The sequence below is a fragment of the Zoogloea oryzae genome (genome assembly GCF_030161255.1).
Taxonomy (GTDB): Bacteria; Pseudomonadota; Gammaproteobacteria; order Burkholderiales; family Rhodocyclaceae; genus Zoogloea; species Zoogloea oryzae.
This window is the reverse complement of the sequence record NZ_BSPX01000050.1, coordinates 1-15242: the sequence shown is the minus strand read 5'-3', so window position 1 is coordinate 15242 and position 15242 is coordinate 1. Positions and strand designations below refer to the sequence as shown.

Sequence of the window (15242 nt, the reverse complement as noted above, 5' to 3'; positions counted from 1 at the left end):
CCTTTGCCAACCGGCGATCGCGTTCACGCGCATCGCCAGGCGATATGCCCTGCGGGCGCTGCTATGATTTTCAGGAGACCTTTCCAAAAATGCGCCTGCCGGCCCGGCGGCGCGTGGTCCGGGGCGGGCGGCGGGGGCGGTTGAACCGTGCCGGTGCGCGCCGCCCGATTGCATGGAGGCGTGTTGTCCGATGGCTGCCCAGTGTTCCGGCCTGCTCGACCCGGCGCTTGCCGCTTTCATCACCAGCCGCATCTCGGTGCAGATCGCGGCCTGTGACGGGCGTGGGCCGGCGACGCTGGTGCGCGGGCTGGGCTGTCGGGTGTCGGACGACCTGCGCACGGTGACGGTGCTGATGCCGCGCTCCCAGGCGCTGCCGGTGCTGGCGGCCATCGAGGCTAACGGCCGGGTGGCGGCGGTGTTCAGCGAGCCGGAGACCCATCGCACGGTGCAGCTCAAGGGCGTCGATGCCCGCGTCGAGGCGGCCACGGCCGAGGATGAGGCGGGCCTCCTGCCCTACGCGGCGGCGATGGCGGCGCGGCTGGCGCCCTTCCGGGTGCCCGAGATCTACGCCCGCACGCTGTTCAGCGGCAGCGCCGACGATCTGGTGGCGGTGAGCTTCACCCCGAGCCAGGGCTTTGGCCAGACGCCGGGCCCGCGGGCCGGGATGCCCCTGGCGGACGGCAAGCCATGAACACCGGGCCGGGCCTCGACGAGCTGCGCGGCTGCCTGGAGGGCATCGTGCCGGCGGGCATCGCCACCTGCGACGCCGAGGGCATGCCCAACGTCACCTACGTGTCGCAGCTGATGTACGTGGACCCGCAGCACGTGGCGCTGTCCTTCCAGTTCTTCAACAAGACCCGCGAGAACATCCTCGCCAACCCGGTGGCGACGGTGCTGACGATGGACCCGGACACCGCCGCCCGCTATCGGCTCACCGTGCGCTACCTGCGCACCGAAACCGCCGGCCCGTTGTTTGAACGGATGCGCGCCAAGCTGGCGGGGATCGCCTCCCACACGGGCATGGAGGGCGTGTTCAAGCTGCTGGGGGCGGACGTGTATCGGGTGCAGGCCATCGAGGCGGTGCCGGGGCGCGAGCTGCCGCGCATCCCTCGCGGGCCGGCGCTGCTGCCGGCGCTTCGGCGCAGCGTGGATGAGCTCAACCGCTGCACCGGGCTGGACGGGCTGATCGACCGCTTTTGCGCGTGCCTTGAGCGGGAGTTCGACATCGCCCACCAGATGCTGCTGATGGCCGACGAGATGGCGGGGCGGCTCTACATCGTGGCGAGCCGGGGCTATGCGAGCTCCGGCGCGGGGGCGGAGATTCCGATGGGTGTGGGGGTGATCGGCGTGGCGGCGCGGGAGAAGGTGCCGATCCGCATCATGTTCCCCGCCAGCGAGTACGCCTACGGGCGAGTGCTGCGGGAGCAGGCCGCGCAGTCGGGCCTGGTGGATCGGCTGGATAACGAGATTCCCCTGCCGGGCCTCGCCGAGCCCGCGAGCCAGCTGGCCGTGCCGGTGATGGCGGGCGGGCGCCTGCTGGCGGTGGCCTATGTGGAGAGCCGCCAGGAATGCACCTTCGGCTACGACCTGGAGGACGCGCTGGTGGCGCTGGGCGCGGCGCTCGGGCTGATGATGCTGGTGCTGCGCTGCCCGGATGTCGCCGACGAGGCCGACATCGCCCAGCCCGCGCCTGCCGCCGCCAGTAGCGCCGGGCCGCCGGTGCGGGTGCGCCACTTTGGCCGGGACGACAGCGTGTTTCTCGACGACGACTACCTCATCAAGGGCGTGGCGGGGGCGATCCTCTGGAAGCTGCTGGGCGACCGGCAGCGGGACGGACGCTGCGAGTTCTCGACCCGCGCGCTGCGCCTCGATCCGGCGCTGCATCTGCCCGAGGTGGTGGACAACCTCGACGCCCGGCTGATCCTGCTCCAGCGCCGCCTGCAGGACCGCTGCGACTGGCTGCGCATCGAGAAGACCGGCCGCGGCCGCTTCCGGCTGGCGGTGGATCGGGAGACGATCCTGGTGGCGGAAGGCGCGCCACGGCCGGGCTGAGGGGCTCATTTCGCGCCGGGCATCTGGGGCACGAACACGAAGTGCGGCGTGTTGATGGCCTGCCCCGGCGCGAGGGCGGTGGGCGCCGGCTGGCCCGCCGCGCCCAGGCCGCGCAGATAGCGGTAGATGCTGCGCAGATCGTCATCGCTCATGGCCTGCAGGGCCGTCCAGGGCATGGGCGGCAGGCCGCTGCGGCGGGCCATCGCCATCCAGTCCCCCTCGCCGAGCAGGCTGGCGCCCAGGCGCAGGTTGGCCGGGTAACTCACGCCCCACGGGCCGCTGAAACCGACGCTCATGCCGGTGAGCCGCTCGGCCTCGGGGATGCGCTCGCCCTGCTGGGCGTAGCCCGGGGTGTGGCAGTCGTTGCAGCCGCTGATGGCGATGAGGTAGCGGCCCCGTGCGGCGTCGGGCCCGGCGCCGATGGCGGCGGGAGCGATGGTGAAAAGGGCGAGGGCGAGGGCGGCGGTGTAATGCTGGGCGGTCATGATGCGGCTCCGGTTCGGGTTGGGATGACCGAAGGATAGGTTTGGCCGCCGTTCGTGTTTCCTAAGACTTTGCTCGGCAAGGCCTAAATAAATGCTAAGTTGGCAGCGGCGGCGCAGAATCGGCACCGCAGGCAAAGGCAAGGGGGTTGCATGAATCTCGAATGGTGGCACTGGATCGTGCTGGGGATTGCGCTGGTGGTGGCAGAGCTGGCGGTGCCGGCCTTCTTCATCATCTGGTTTGGCCTGGGGGCGCTGGTGGTGGGGCTGGCGGTGCTGGTGCTGCCGATCTCGGAGACGGCGCAGGTGGGCCTGTGGGTGGCGGCGTCGCTGGCGATGGTGGTGCTGTGGTTCAAGGTCTTCAAGCGGGGTGAATACCTGCAGAGCCGGACGCGGGCGGGGCAGTCGGACGGCGATTCGATCGGCGAGATCGGGCTGATGTCGAAGGCCGCCGAACCGTTTGCGCGCGGCCGGGTCCGTTTCCAGAAGCCGCTGCTCGGCGCCGAGGAGTGGGAATGCATGGTGGATGAGCCCATCGCCGTCGGCGAGCGGGTGCGGGTGGTGGCGGTGGAAGGCAGTTTCCTGAAGGTTGCGAAGGTTTGAGGAGCGCGCGATGAGCAATGCAATGGTGGTGGTGCTGGCGATTCTGGTGTTCGTGGTGGTGACGATCGCCAAGGGGGTGCGCATCGTGCCCCAGGGCGAGGAGTGGATCGTCGAACGGCTGGGCAAGTACTTCGGCACGCTGCGGCCTGGCCTCAACATCATCATTCCCTACCTGGACAAGGTGGCCTACAAGCTGGTGACCAAGGACATCATCCTCGACGTGCAGGAGCAGGAGGTGATTACCCGCGACAACGCGGTGATCCTCACCAACGCCATTGCCTTCCTCAAGGTGACCGACCCGGTGAAGGCGGTGTATGGGGTGACGGATTTCTCCGAGGCGATCCGCAACATGATCATGACCACCCTGCGCTCGATCATCGGCGAGATGGAGCTGGACGAGGCGCTCTCCAGCCGCGACAAGATCAAGGCGCGGCTGCGCGAGAGCATCGCCGACGAGGCGGTGGATTGGGGCCTGACGGTGAAGTCCGTGGAGATCCAGGACATCAAGCCCTCGCCGTCGATGCAGAAGGCGATGGAACAGCAGGCCTCTGCCGAGCGCGAGCGCAAGGCCGTGGTGACCCGGGCGGAAGGGGCCAAGCAGGCGGCGATCCTGGAGGCCGAGGCGCGGCTGGAGTCGTCGAAGCGCGACGCCAACGCCCGGGTGATGCTGGCGGAAGCCTCCGCCGAGGCAATCCGCCGGGTGGCGTCGGCGGTGGGCACCGACACCACGCCGATGCTCTACATGCTGGGCGAGAAGTACATCGCGTCGCTGGAGCGCATGGGCAGCACCGACAACGCCAAGGTGGTGGTGCTGCCGGCGGATCTGCAGGAGGCGGTGCGCGGGCTGTTCGTGGGCAAGCGCTGACGATGCGCGTCCTGTAGGTCGGACTTCAGTCCGACAACCCGCGGTCAGGTCAGCGCACGATGTCGGACTGAAGTCCGACCTACAGGGTGGAAGGGTTGCGCGAGCGGGGGCCGGGGGCTTCGTCATCCGCGCCGGGCCATGTAGGATTGCGCCATGTTTGCCTACATCGTCCGACGCCTGCTTTATGCGCCGCTGATCCTCATCGGCGTGAATCTCCTCACCTTTGCCCTGTTCTTCGTGGTCAACACGCCCGACGACATGGCGCGGATGCAACTGGGCGCCAAGCGCGTGACGCCCGAGGCCATCGAGCGCTGGAAGGTGGAGCGGGGCTACGACAAGCCGCTGCTCTTCAACGCCGCGGCCGACGGCGCCGACAAGCTCACCAACACCATCTTCTTCGAGAAGTCCCTGAAGATGTTCGCCTTCGATTTCGGCCGCGCCGACGACGGGCGGGACATCGCCACCGAGATCAAGACCCGCATGGGCCCGTCGCTGGCCATCGCGCTGCCGACCTTCGTGCTGGGGCTGTTCGTTACGGTGTCGCTGGCGCTGCTGCTGGTGTTCTTCCGGGCGAGCTACCTGGATTTTGCGGGCGTGGTGATGTGCGTGGCGATGATGTCGATCTCGGGCCTGTTCTACATCATCGGCGGCCAGTGGCTGGTGTCTAAGGTGTGGCACCTGGTACCCATCTCGGGCTATGGCGGCGGGCTGGATTCGTGGCGCTTCCTGGTGTTGCCGGTGGTGATCGGGGTGATTTCGGGCATCGGCGGCAGCGCCCGCTGGTATCGCACCATCTTTCTTGAAGAAGCCGGCAAGGATTACGTGCGCACCGCCCGGGCCAAGGGCCTGTCGGAACTCCAGGCGCTGTTCCGCCATGTGCTGAAGAACGCCATGATCCCCATCCTCACCGGCGTGGTGGTGGTGATCCCGACGCTCTTCATGGGCAGCCTGATCTCCGAATCCTTCTTCGGCATTCCCGGCCTCGGCAGCTACACCATCGACGCCATCAACGCCCAGGATTTTCCGGTGGTGCGGGCGATGGTGTTCATCGGATCGCTGCTCTACATCGCGGGGCTGATTCTTACCGACCTGTCGTACACATTGGTCGATCCGCGGGTGAGGCTAGAGTGATGGGATTCCAGCCTGTGGTCCTGTGGACCGATCTGCTGCTTTTCGGGCTCATCGCCTGCTTGCTGCTTGCGGCGTGGAGCGCCCGGCGCAGCGAACCCATGCGCGATGCCTGGCGTCGGGTGGGGGAGAGCAGCGTGGGCATGGCCTCGCTCACCGTGCTGGCGCTGTTCCTGCTGGTGGGCGTGGTGGATAGCCTGCACTACCGGGAGCGCCTCGCGCCGGCCGGCGGATCGGGCGACAAGGCGCCGCTGTCCACCGAGGTGCGCAGTGCCCTCGATGCGCTGGCCGCGCCGCTCCGCACGCGGGTCGAGAAGACCTACTCGGCGCCGCTGGCCTACCAGCTCTTCACCAAGCAGACGATCGAGGGGCCGGACGGCACCCAGCGGCGTGAGTTTCCCCGGCTGAAGTTTGGCGGCAGCGGCCTCAAGTATCCCGAAGACGACCAGACCGGCGACATCCTCGGGCGCATCGGCATCGGCCTCGCGTCGGCGGCGGTGGGCTGGGTGGCGCTGGCGGGTGTGCTGGTGGCGGGCGTGGCCCGGTCGCGGCGGGTGCCGGTTGGCGCGGCGTGGCGGGCGATCTGGCGCGGCAAGGGCGGGCTGGCGTGGCGATCGGTGCTGGCCACGGTAGGCGTGGTGGCCCTGCTGGCCGGCCCGTTGGCGGCGCTGGCGGTCGAATATCACGTGTTTGGCACCGACAAGGTGGGTCAGGATGTGCTCTTCCTGACCCTCAAGAGCATCCGCACGGCGCTGGTGATCGGCACCCTCACGACCCTCGTCACCCTGCCGCTGGCGGTGGCGCTGGGCATCATGGCCGGCTATCTGGGCGGCTGGGTGGACGACGTGATCCAGTACATCTACACCGTGCTCAACTCGATCCCCGGCGTGCTGCTGATCGCCGCGGCGGTGCTGATGATGCAGGTGGTGATCGACACCCATCCCCATTGGTTCGAGACGGCGGCCGAGCGGGCCGACGCGCGCCTGCTGGCCCTGTGCGTGATTCTCGGGATGACCAGCTGGACGGGCCTGTGCCGGCTCCTGCGGGGCGAGACGCTGAAGCTGCGGGAGCTCGAATACGTGCAGGCGGCGCGGGCGTTCGGGGTGTCCACCACCCGCATCCTGGCCCGCCACGTGCTGCCCAACCTGATGCACCTGGTGCTGATCGCGCTGGTGATGGATTTCTCGGGCCTGGTGCTGGCCGAGGCGGTGCTGTCTTACGTGGGCATCGGCGTCGACCCGGGCACGGTGAGCTTCGGCACGATGATCAACGCCGCCCGGATGGAGCTCGCCCGGGAGCCCATGGTGTGGTGGAGCCTGGTGGCGGCCTTCATCTTCATGTTCGTGCTGGTGCTGGCCGCCAACCTGTTTGCCGACGTGGTGCGCGACGCCTTCGATCCGCGCCGCAGCTGAGCGCCGTCAGGCCGGGGCCTTGCGCCGGCGCGGGGCCTTGGTGCCGAGGGCGTCGAGCTGGGCCTGGATCTGGTCGGTGATGGCGGCAGGGGCGGGCACCATCGCGGTGTCGGCCAGCAGGCCTACCTGGTAGCTGCCGTTGTAGCTCACGATGCTCACCGCCAGGCCCAGATCGCCCGAGGGCGGGCTCCAGAACATCTGTTCGACGATCCGCGCGCCGGCGAGGTAACGCGGCTCGTGGGCGCCGGGCACGTGGCACAGCAGCGCGGTGCTCTTGGTGGCCAGCAGCTTGAGCGCCTGCAGTTGCACCGCCCGCGGCGTCTGGCCGATCAGGCTGAAGATGCCCAGCGCCCGCTGGGCGTCGTAGGTTTCGGTGAAGTGGGCCACGCGCCGGTGGGTTTCGGCCAGCCGGTCGAGCGGGTCGGCGATGCCTACGGGCAGCTCCAGCGGCATGAATCCCCAACGGTTGCCCAGCACGTCCGGCGTGTCTTCGCTGCGCAGGTTGACCGGCATCAGGGTGCGCAGCTCGGTGCCGGTGGTCCGTTCGCCCTGGCGGCTGAGGTAGCCGTGCAGCGCGCCGCTGAGGGCGGCCAGCAGCACCGCGTTGGGGGTTGTCTCCCGCGCCTGGGCGATGGCCGCTACGGCGGATTCGGCGATCGGCGCGCTCCAGCTCACGTGCTTGACGCCTTTCGGCTCACCCTTCAGGAAGGTGTGGCTGTCGTCGTGCAGGCCGGCGAGCTTGCCGATCTCCAGCGCCAGCGCGGTGCTGGCCCGGGCGTAGTCGAACACCTGGGTGGGGTTGAAGAGCAGGCTCAGGTAGCGCGCCCAGATCGCACCCGAGAGCTTGATGCCGTCGATCACCGCGTCGGTGAGCGGGGCGCACAGCCGGTCGAAGAAGTTGGGCGCTTCGGGCGGCAGGGGTGGTTCGGCCGTGGGGCTGGCGTCGGTGAGGGACTGGAGGACGCGGATCAGCGCGATGCTGTCGGCGATGCACTGGTGCACCCGGGCGATCAGCGCGCTGCCGCCCTGGTAGTCGGGCACCAGGTGCAGGTGCCACAGGGGGCGGGCCGGGTCGAGGGGCGTGGCGGCGAGTTCGCCGATCAGCGCCCGCAGGCCGGCGGCCTGGTCGTCCGCCGGCAGGTTGACGGTGGTGATGTGGGCGTCGAGATCTACCGGCGCGCTTTCCCAGATGGCGCCGGCTGTGTCGCGCAGCACGAGCTGGCGGAAGCGCTCCATCGGCAGCAGGCGCGTGGAGAGGCAGTCGACAAGGGCTGCGCGGTCGAGGGGCGTGGCGAGCACCAGCACGCCGACGACCTGCATCAGATTGGTGCGCTGCTCGATCTGCAGCCAGGTCATGTCCAGGCTGCCAAGCCGTTCCAGGGTGCTCATGGGAGGCCTCCATGTAGTTGGGGAAGCGCGCGCGATGCGCTTTTCCGCAAGATTCTGCGCCGATTCGGCGAGGGCCGGAAGACCGGACAGCGTACTTCCACTTAGGGTTAAAGCCGGGTCGTTCCTGTGCCGTTACCGGTACATTGACCGTAAGAGTGCCGACGGCACGCGGCGCCCGGATTTACTGGAAATGAATATCTCCGCTTCGCCCTGCACTGACGAGCTGGTTGAGTTTCTCGACGACGAGAGCCCGGCGCCATCGGCTTTCAGCCCCGATTGCTGGAAGGTGCTGGTGGTTGACGACGATGCGGAAGTGCATCAGGCCACCGAGTTCGCGCTCCAGGGCGCGGTGTTCTGCGGGCGCAGTCTCGAACTGCTGCACGCCTATTCCGCTGCCGAGGCCCGCGAGACGCTCGGGCGGGTCGGCGATGTGGCCGTGATCCTCCTCGACGTGGTGATGGAACGCCACGATGCCGGGCTGGATCTTGTCCGCGTGATCCGCGAGGAACTGCGCCTGTCCGACGTGCGGATCATCCTGCGCACCGGCCAGCCGGGCTACGCGCCCGAACTGAGCGTGATCCGCGAATACGACATCAACGACTACCGCACCAAGGCCGAGCTCACCCATACCCGGCTCGTCACGACGCTCACCGCGGCGATCCGCTCCTACGAGCAGCTGTGCGAACTCCACGCCAGCCGGAAGGGCCTCGAGTTCCTGATCCAGGCCGGCAATCAGCTGTTCATTCCGCGGGACGTGCGCTCCTTTGCCGATGCGGCTCTGGGTCACCTGGCGGCCCTGCTGGGCGCGCAGGTGGATGCGGCCTTCATCGGCCCGATCGACTGGCGGGAGGGGGAGGGCGACCAGGAATCGCTGGGCGTGCTGGCGGCCAGCGGGCGCTACGGCGGTCTGGTCGGTCAGCCGACGCTGGCGCTGGGCGATACGCCGCTCCGGGCGTCGTTCCGCCAGGGGCTGGCCCGCCGCGGACATGTCTTTGAAGGTGAGGCGTGCTGCCTTTACCTTGGCCGCAGCTACGGCAAGGAGGCGCTGATCCACCTCGACCTGCCGCCGGTGTCCAGCGCGTTGATCCGCCAGGTGATCGAGGTGCTGTGCGTCAATCTGCGCATCGGCTTCGAAAACGTGGTGCTCTTCGAGCGTCTCAATTTCTTCGCGTATTTCGATCAACTCACCCGCCTGCCCAACCGCACGCGCTTCCTCGACCGGCTGGACGAGCGCCTGCCCAGCCTGGCGCCAGCCGGGTGGACGCTGGGGATCATCGACATCGTGCGTTTCTCCGAACTCAACGATGCCCTCGGCCATCGCAGCGGCGATCTGTTGCTGGTGGAGGTGACCCGCCGGCTGCAGGCCCACGTGGGTGAGGGGGCGCTGGTGGCGCGGGTTGCGGGCGACGCCTTCGGCGTGTGCTGGCAACCGGACGCGCGGGGGGCCGGCGCGATCCTCGAGGTGTTTGCCGCGCCTTTCCATGTGCGCAGCCACTCGATTCCGATGCGGGCGAGGGCGGGCTTTGTGGATGTGGCGTCGGTGCAGGGCGGGGCGGTGGAGCTGCTCAAGCGCGCAAATCTGGCTCTCAGCCATGCCAAGCAGGAAGGCGACCAGCACTGGCGTTTCTTCTCGACCGAGATGGAAGCCAACACCCAGAACCGCGTCCAGCTGCTCAACGAGCTGCGCTCCGACCTCAACCTGGGCCGCGGGCTGGAGCTGCACTACCAGCCGCAGGTGTCGCCCACCCGCGGCCAGGTGGTCGGCTGCGAGGCGCTGATCCGCTGGGTCAAGCCCAATGGCGCGGCGGTGTCGCCGGAGGTGTTCATCCCGCTGGCCGAGTACACCGGGCTGATCGTCGACATCGGCGACTGGGTGTTTGCCGAGGCGTGCCGCCAGATAGTGCGTTGGGATCGCGAAGGCCTGCCGCCGTTCCGGGTCGGCATCAACATCTCGGCGGCACAGTTCCGCGAGCCGGATTTCGTGGCCAAGATCGCCGAGGTGATCGCCTCGACTGGCGTGAGCCCGAAGCGGCTGGAGCTGGAGATCACCGAATCGGTGGCGATGGAAGACCCGGAGTCCGTCGCCCGGCAGCTACGCGAACTGAAAGCCCTGGGGCTGCGCGTGGCGGTGGATGACTTCGGCTGTGGCTTCTCGTCCCTCGGCAGTCTCAACCGGCTGCCTTTCGACCGGGTGAAGATCGACCGCGCCTTCGTGCGTGAGCTGACGCCGGAAACCGCGGAGGACTGCATCGCCACGATGATCGTGAAGCTGGCCCGGAGCCTCGGGCTGGAGGTGACCGCCGAGGGTGTGGAAACCGAGAGCCAGGCGCAGTTGCTGCAGGACATGGGCTGCAAGGAGATGCAGGGCTTCCTCTACGGCAAGCCGATGAATGCGGCGTCGCTTGAGGCGTGGATCCGGCAGCAGGGGGATTGAAGCGATGACGTGGCGGTGGGATTAAAAAAGGTCAACATTGTTGACCTTTTGTTTTTTGCAGCCGCCTGACGGCATCCAGCCCATCAAATGCAACGCCCGGTGACGCCGTGGGGCGCCGACCGGGCGGATCGGACTGCGGTGGGTAGAGCGGGGCGTATCAGCGATACACGAGCACCGGGATCTTGCTGTGGGTGAGGACCTTCTGGGTCTCGCTGCCGAGCAGGAGGCCGCTCAGTCCACGACGGCCGTGGGAGGCCATGAAGATCAGGTCGCAGCGGTTGCGCTCGGCCGAGGCGATGATGGCTTCAAACGGCACCTCGCTGATGACGGTGTCTCCGATCGAGCTCACGCCGGCGGCGTCGGCAGCGGCTTTGGCGAGACCGAGGATCTTTTCGGCTTCGGCTGCCGCGGCGCGACTGAACTGCTCCGGGGTTGTCGGGTCGAACAGCGCGCCTTCACCGTAGATCGGCGTCGGGAAATCGGGCTGGGCGTAGAAGAAGGTGAGCTTCGCGCCGGCTTCCTTGGCGAAGTCGATGGCACGCGCGACGGTGGATGCGGAAAGTTCAGAGCCGTCGGTGGGTACGAGGATGTTGCGGAACATGCTGTCACTCCTTGGTGAGGGTGGGCCTTCGGGGTGGGCTTTCTAATTATATGGCGACCCATGTTCGCAACCGGATTGACGAATGTCAATCGAACTGAAACCTGCTTGGATCACGATTTTGTCTGACGGCAGACATGCCGTTCAGGTCCGGATTCCGGGCCAAAAAACATGAAGGAGTTGTCACCATGCCCCGTCACGATCCCGTTCCTCCCATCGATGTCGCACGCAAGTCGCTGCGCAAGCTGCACGATTCGGTGGAGTCGTCCGTCGACCCGCTGGGCATGACGGCGCCGCTGGTGCATGCCCAGCTGGCCTGGATGGCCCATCCCCAGGAACTCGCCGAGGCGCTCGGGCGCATGTCGAGCAGCCTGTGGGCGCTCCAGTGGCATTCGATGCGCCGGCTCGTCGGCCTGCCCAGCGCCGATCCCGTCCGGCCGGTGGACGACGACAGCCGTTTCGTCGATCCGGTGTGGGCCGAATCGCCGACCTGGGATCTGGTCAAGGAGTGGTATCTGCTGATGACCCGGCACTTCCAGGACATGCTCTACGAAACGCCGGGGCTCTCGCAGAAGGACCGCCGGCGGGCCGCGTTCTGGTGGCGGAACGCCCTCAACGCCATGGCGCCGTCGAACTTCCTGCTGACCAACCCGGTGGCGATGCGGAAGGCCGTTGAAACCAATGGCGAGAGCCTCGTTCAGGGTTTCCGCAATTTTCTCGATGATCTGTCGGCCGGCAACATCCGGATGACCGACCCGGGCGATTTCAAGGTCGGCGAGAACCTCGCGACGACGCCGGGCAAGGTGGTGTTCCGCAACCGGCTGCTGGAGGTCATTCACTACACGCCCACCAAGGCCAAGGTGCACGAGACGCCGATCGTCATCGTCACCCCGTGGATCAACAAGTTCTACATCCTCGATCTCAACCCGAAGAAGAGCATGATCCGCTACCTGGTCGACCAGGGCTTCGACGTGTTCATCACCAGCTGGAAGAACCCCGGCGAGGACATGCGTGACGTGCGCTTCGACGATTACCTCACCGAAGGCATCCAGCCGCTCATCGACACCGCCCGCGGCCTGACCGGCGCGGCCACGGTGCACGCGGTGGGTTACTGCATCGGCGGTACGGCGCTATCGACCTACATGGCCTGGGCGAACCGCCACTTCAAACCCGAAGAAATGCCCGTGGCCCACTGGACGCTCTTCACCACGCTGGTGGATTTCCACAAACCGGGTGATATCGAGGTCTTCGTGGACGAGGGCAGCATCCGCTTCCTTACCCAGAACATGGCGCGCAAGGGCTACCTGGATGGCGCCGAGATGGCGTCGGCCTTTCGTCTGCTGCGTTCCAACAGCCTGATCTGGCATTACGTGGTGCACGGCTGGTTGTATGGCGAAACGCCGCCGCCCTTCGACGTGCTCTACTGGAACATGGACACCACGCGCATGCCCTACGCGATGCACGCCTGGTATCTGCGCGAGCTCTACCTGCACAACAAACTGATCGAGAAGGACGCCCTGGTGGTGGCCGGTGAGCCCATCGACCTGGGGGCGATCACCCAGCCGGTGTATGCGGTGTCGGCCGAGGACGACCACATCGCCCCGTGGCGCCAGACTTTCCGCACCATGAACTACGTGAGCGGCCCGAAGCGCTACGTACTGTCGAGTTCCGGCCACATCCTCGGCATCGTCAATCCGCCGGTCAAACCACCCAAGCGCAGCTACCGGGTGGGCCCGGCGCGCCGCACGGACAAGGCCGAGGACTGGCACGCCGCTCACGAAGCCCAGCCGGGCAGCTGGTGGGACGACTGGATGGCGTGGCTCAAGCCGCAGAGCGGCGAACTGGTGGCGGCGAGGCCCGTGGCGAACGATGCGTTCCCGGCACTTGCTGACGCGCCTGGGGTCTACGTCAAGGAGTCCTGAGCTGCCTTGTTGGCGGTGATGATCTGCCGCCAGGCTTCGAGGCGCCGGGCGTAGCTGAAGCCGGCGTTGGCCGGGCTGGTGGATGGCAAGCGCGTGAAGCGCATTGACCGGGTTGTATCCGCCGGGAGTTGCTTGAGTACATGGCGCCGGAAGCTTGTCTCTGCCATGGCGCCATTGAAGAACACCTGTTCGATGCGGGGATGCGAGGCAAAAAAGGTCGCGAAATCGTTGGGGATGATGGAGTACGGATCGATGTCGCCATCCAGGCTGCCTTCACGTTCGCAGCTCTGCAGCACGTCCCACAGGGCCAGCCCGGCGCCAGTCAGTTTCTGGAGTCGGGCGGGGTAGGGGAGATCCGGGTTGGCGCCGATCAATTCGCCGAGGATCTTCCAGAATAGGTTTCGTGGATGGGCGTAATATTCCTGGGCGCGGAGCGAGGCTTCGCCGGGCATGCTGCCCAAGATCAGGGTCGTGACCGATGGTGCCGAGACTGGCGGAAAACTGAAGATCAGGCTCATGGAAATGGTTTTGTATCGCACGCGAAGCTGGTTTGCGTGGTGAAGCATCGATGATTGAAACCGATATGTCCGAATCCCGGGGGCGGGGAATGAAACAGCGTGCTCATGTGCTGGTGGTCGACGATCAGGCCGACAATCTCCTGATTCTAGAGGACGTGTTGTCCGAGCACTACGATGTGCATCCGGCCAACAACGGCGTCGAGGCCCTCGGCTTCCTCGAGGCCGGCGGTCAGGCCGATCTGATCCTGCTCGATGTGATGATGCCGGAGCTCGACGGCTTCGAGGTCTGCCGGCGACTGAAGTCCAGCGAATCGACCCGGTCCATTCCGGTGATGTTCCTGACCAGTCTTGATCGCCCTGAAGACGAAGAGCAGGGTTTTTTGCTCGGCGCGGAAGACTTCATCCACAAGCCGGTGTCGCCGCCCGTGGTGCTGGCCCGCGTCCGGACGCACCTGGCGCTGTCGAAGGCTACCCGCGCGCTCCAGCGCCGCAACGCCGATCTCGAACTCATCGTCGCCGAGCGCACCGCGGAGATCAGCGAACAGGCCCGCAGGCTGGTTGCCAGCAAGCAGGAAGTGATCGCCGCCCAGGCCGCCACCATCACGGCCTTCTGCGCCCTGGCCGAAGCCCGCGACAACGAAACCGGCAACCACATCCGTCGCACCCAGCACTACGTGCGCATCCTCGCCGAAGCTCTGCGCGATCATCCGCGCTTCTGCGGCGAACTCAACGATGAGGTGATCCAGCAGCTCTTCAAGTCGGCGCCGCTCCACGACGTGGGCAAGGTCGCCACGCCGGATGCGATCCTCCTCAAGCCCGGCAAGCTCACGCCGGAAGAGTGGGTGATCATGCAGCGGCATTGCGAATCCGGCCGTGATGCGATCCAGCAGGCCGAGAACGCCCTGGGTGGCCTGAGTGACGCCCCCTTCCTCCATTACGCCGCCGAGATTGCCTACGGCCACCATGAGCGCTGGGACGGAAGCGGCTATCCTCAGGGTATCGCGGGCGATGCGATCCCGCTGTCGGCCCGGCTGATGGCGGTGGCGGATGTTTACGATGCACTCATTTCAAGGCGGGTTTACAAGCCGCCGTTCCCCCACGAACAGGCGATCCTCATGATGCTAGCCGAACGTGGCCGCCACTTTGATCCGGATATCGTCGATGCGCTGGAGCAGGTCGCTGGCAAGTTTGCGGAAATCGCGACAAGCTTCCGTGACGAGCCGGAGGAGGAAGGGACTTCCCGCTCCTGATCGCGCGTGCGTTGCCTGAAGTGCTGGAGCGCCACCCATGGGGACGGCGTTGGAGTTGTTGCGAGGAAGTCTGTGTTCGCCTTGGGAGTCAGGCTGGAAGCCGTAGCAAACCCGTAGTGGGGCGCTGCTGCGCGCTTGAAGATGCCTCGATTGAGGCTTGAGCTGCTGGTGCGGACGGAGAGACTCGAACTCTCACACCAAAGGCGCCAGAACCTAAATCTGGTGCGTCTACCAATTCCGCCACGTCCGCGAGAGGCTCGCATTGTAATTTGGCGGGCAGGTCTGGGCTAGTCTTGTTTGCGCTGTCTTCGTTGTCGGCCAGAAATACATATCTATATGTGTGGCCACCGCGGTGCAGCGAGTTGTCGCGGATCGGGGGCGCTCCGCAGACGTCGGCGGGATTAGGGTGCGTGTGCTTCACCTTGGCGACGTCAAAATGCATTGTCGAAAGAAACCTCTTGACGAGTTCTGATAGTTCTTTATAATTCGGCCCTCTTCGCAGCGCAGTTGTTCAGCGCGGTGGAGGGGGGGTAGGCCGGAGGATTGGCTGCTTCTGCGCAGTCAGGTGTTTGCGGCGAAGTTTAAAAAG

At 66.6% G+C, this 15242-nt stretch carries 13 protein-coding genes and 1 tRNA gene; 9 read left to right on the top strand and 5 right to left on the bottom strand.

What is annotated here, in order from left to right:
• The first annotated feature begins 190 nt into the window (after positions 1 to 190).
• Both QQK25_RS15370 and QQK25_RS15365 read left to right on the top strand, forming a co-directional pair.
• The gene (locus QQK25_RS15370; RefSeq protein ID WP_284188718.1) at positions 191 to 691 is read left to right on the top strand and encodes a pyridoxamine 5'-phosphate oxidase family protein; all 501 of its coding nucleotides are present in this window, start codon (positions 191 to 193) and stop codon (positions 689 to 691) included.
• Entirely contained in the window at positions 688 to 2052 is a 1365-nt protein-coding gene (locus QQK25_RS15365; protein ID WP_284188717.1) for a pyridoxamine 5'-phosphate oxidase family protein, read from the top strand. Before QQK25_RS15370 ends, QQK25_RS15365 begins: the two co-directional genes overlap by 4 nt.
• 5 nt (positions 2053 to 2057) lie before the next feature.
• Here QQK25_RS15365 and QQK25_RS15360 read toward each other — a convergent pair whose 3' ends face one another.
• Positions 2058 to 2537, bottom strand: coding sequence for a cytochrome C (locus QQK25_RS15360; protein ID WP_284188716.1), 480 nt, complete (start codon positions 2535 to 2537; stop codon positions 2058 to 2060).
• Positions 2538 to 2687: 150 nt separating this feature from the next.
• On the opposite strand from QQK25_RS15360, the gene QQK25_RS15355 reads away from it, so the two are divergent.
• The 4 genes from QQK25_RS15355 (at position 2688) to QQK25_RS15340 (ending at position 6542) form a co-directional block, all read left to right on the top strand.
• A complete protein-coding gene (locus QQK25_RS15355; RefSeq protein ID WP_284188715.1) occupies positions 2688 to 3137 on the top strand; it encodes an NfeD family protein in 450 nt (149 codons plus the stop codon).
• 10 nt (positions 3138 to 3147) lie between these two features.
• Entirely contained in the window at positions 3148 to 4002 is an 855-nt protein-coding gene (locus QQK25_RS15350) for an SPFH domain-containing protein (protein ID WP_284188714.1), read from the top strand.
• Positions 4003 to 4155: 153 nt separating this feature from the next.
• Positions 4156 to 5133 carry an ABC transporter permease gene (locus QQK25_RS15345; protein WP_284188713.1) on the top strand — a complete coding sequence of 326 codons (978 nt, stop codon included), beginning with the start codon at positions 4156 to 4158 and terminating at the stop codon, positions 5131 to 5133.
• The gene (locus QQK25_RS15340) at positions 5133 to 6542 is read left to right on the top strand and encodes an ABC transporter permease (protein ID WP_284188712.1); all 1410 of its coding nucleotides are present in this window, start codon (positions 5133 to 5135) and stop codon (positions 6540 to 6542) included. Before QQK25_RS15345 ends, QQK25_RS15340 begins: the two co-directional genes overlap by 1 nt.
• 6 nt (positions 6543 to 6548) lie before the next feature.
• On the opposite strand, the gene QQK25_RS15335 is transcribed toward QQK25_RS15340, so the two are convergent.
• Entirely contained in the window at positions 6549 to 7931 is a 1383-nt protein-coding gene (locus QQK25_RS15335) for a WS/DGAT domain-containing protein (protein ID WP_284188711.1), read from the bottom strand.
• A 190-nt stretch (positions 7932 to 8121) separates the two neighbouring features.
• Between QQK25_RS15335 and QQK25_RS15330 the strand changes: the two genes are divergently transcribed.
• Positions 8122 to 10365 carry a putative bifunctional diguanylate cyclase/phosphodiesterase gene (locus QQK25_RS15330; protein ID WP_284188710.1) on the top strand — a complete coding sequence of 748 codons (2244 nt, stop codon included), beginning with the start codon at positions 8122 to 8124 and terminating at the stop codon, positions 10363 to 10365.
• A gap of 157 nt (positions 10366 to 10522) precedes the next feature.
• Here the strand turns inward: QQK25_RS15330 and QQK25_RS15325 are convergent, their stop codons facing one another.
• The gene (locus QQK25_RS15325; RefSeq protein ID WP_153161612.1) at positions 10523 to 10966 is read right to left on the bottom strand and encodes a universal stress protein; all 444 of its coding nucleotides are present in this window, start codon (positions 10964 to 10966) and stop codon (positions 10523 to 10525) included.
• Positions 10967 to 11151: 185 nt separating this feature from the next.
• On the opposite strand from QQK25_RS15325, the gene QQK25_RS15320 reads away from it, so the two are divergent.
• A complete protein-coding gene (locus tag QQK25_RS15320) occupies positions 11152 to 12885 on the top strand; it encodes a PHA/PHB synthase family protein (RefSeq protein WP_438696463.1) in 1734 nt (577 codons plus the stop codon).
• Here QQK25_RS15320 and QQK25_RS15315 read toward each other — a convergent pair.
• Positions 12867 to 13403: a DNA-deoxyinosine glycosylase gene (locus QQK25_RS15315; RefSeq protein WP_284188709.1), complete on the bottom strand. Its 537-nt coding sequence runs from the start codon at positions 13401 to 13403 to the stop codon at positions 12867 to 12869. The genes QQK25_RS15320 and QQK25_RS15315 overlap by 19 nt on opposite strands.
• Positions 13404 to 13492: 89 nt before the next feature.
• Between QQK25_RS15315 and QQK25_RS15310 the strand changes: the two genes are divergently transcribed.
• Positions 13493 to 14653: an HD domain-containing phosphohydrolase gene (locus tag QQK25_RS15310; protein ID WP_284188708.1), complete on the top strand. Its 1161-nt coding sequence runs from the start codon at positions 13493 to 13495 to the stop codon at positions 14651 to 14653.
• Between the two features lie 166 nt (positions 14654 to 14819).
• On the opposite strand, the gene QQK25_RS15305 is transcribed toward QQK25_RS15310, so the two are convergent.
• A tRNA-Leu gene (locus QQK25_RS15305) sits at positions 14820 to 14903 on the bottom strand.
• Positions 14904 to 15242 lie beyond the last annotated feature (339 nt).

Bases quoted from the DNA above. Each gene is read 5' to 3' on its own strand.
- QQK25_RS15370 (WP_284188718.1), top strand. From the start codon at position 191: ATGGCTGCCCAGTGTTCCGGCCTGCTCGACCCGGCGCTTGCCGCTTTC.
- QQK25_RS15365 (WP_284188717.1), top strand. From the start codon at position 688: ATGAACACCGGGCCGGGCCTCGACGAGCTGCGCGGCTGCCTGGAGGGC.
- QQK25_RS15360 (WP_284188716.1), bottom strand. From the start codon at position 2,537: ATGACCGCCCAGCATTACACCGCCGCCCTCGCCCTCGCCCTTTTCACC.
- QQK25_RS15355 (WP_284188715.1), top strand. From the start codon at position 2,688: ATGAATCTCGAATGGTGGCACTGGATCGTGCTGGGGATTGCGCTGGTG.
- QQK25_RS15350 (WP_284188714.1), top strand. From the start codon at position 3,148: ATGAGCAATGCAATGGTGGTGGTGCTGGCGATTCTGGTGTTCGTGGTG.
- QQK25_RS15345 (WP_284188713.1), top strand. From the start codon at position 4,156: ATGTTTGCCTACATCGTCCGACGCCTGCTTTATGCGCCGCTGATCCTC.
- QQK25_RS15340 (WP_284188712.1), top strand. From the start codon at position 5,133: ATGGGATTCCAGCCTGTGGTCCTGTGGACCGATCTGCTGCTTTTCGGG.
- QQK25_RS15335 (WP_284188711.1), bottom strand. From the start codon at position 7,931: ATGAGCACCCTGGAACGGCTTGGCAGCCTGGACATGACCTGGCTGCAG.
- QQK25_RS15330 (WP_284188710.1), top strand. From the start codon at position 8,122: ATGAATATCTCCGCTTCGCCCTGCACTGACGAGCTGGTTGAGTTTCTC.
- QQK25_RS15325 (WP_153161612.1), bottom strand. From the start codon at position 10,966: ATGTTCCGCAACATCCTCGTACCCACCGACGGCTCTGAACTTTCCGCA.
- QQK25_RS15320 (WP_438696463.1), top strand. From the start codon at position 11,152: ATGCCCCGTCACGATCCCGTTCCTCCCATCGATGTCGCACGCAAGTCG.
- QQK25_RS15315 (WP_284188709.1), bottom strand. From the start codon at position 13,403: ATGAGCCTGATCTTCAGTTTTCCGCCAGTCTCGGCACCATCGGTCACG.
- QQK25_RS15310 (WP_284188708.1), top strand. From the start codon at position 13,493: ATGAAACAGCGTGCTCATGTGCTGGTGGTCGACGATCAGGCCGACAAT.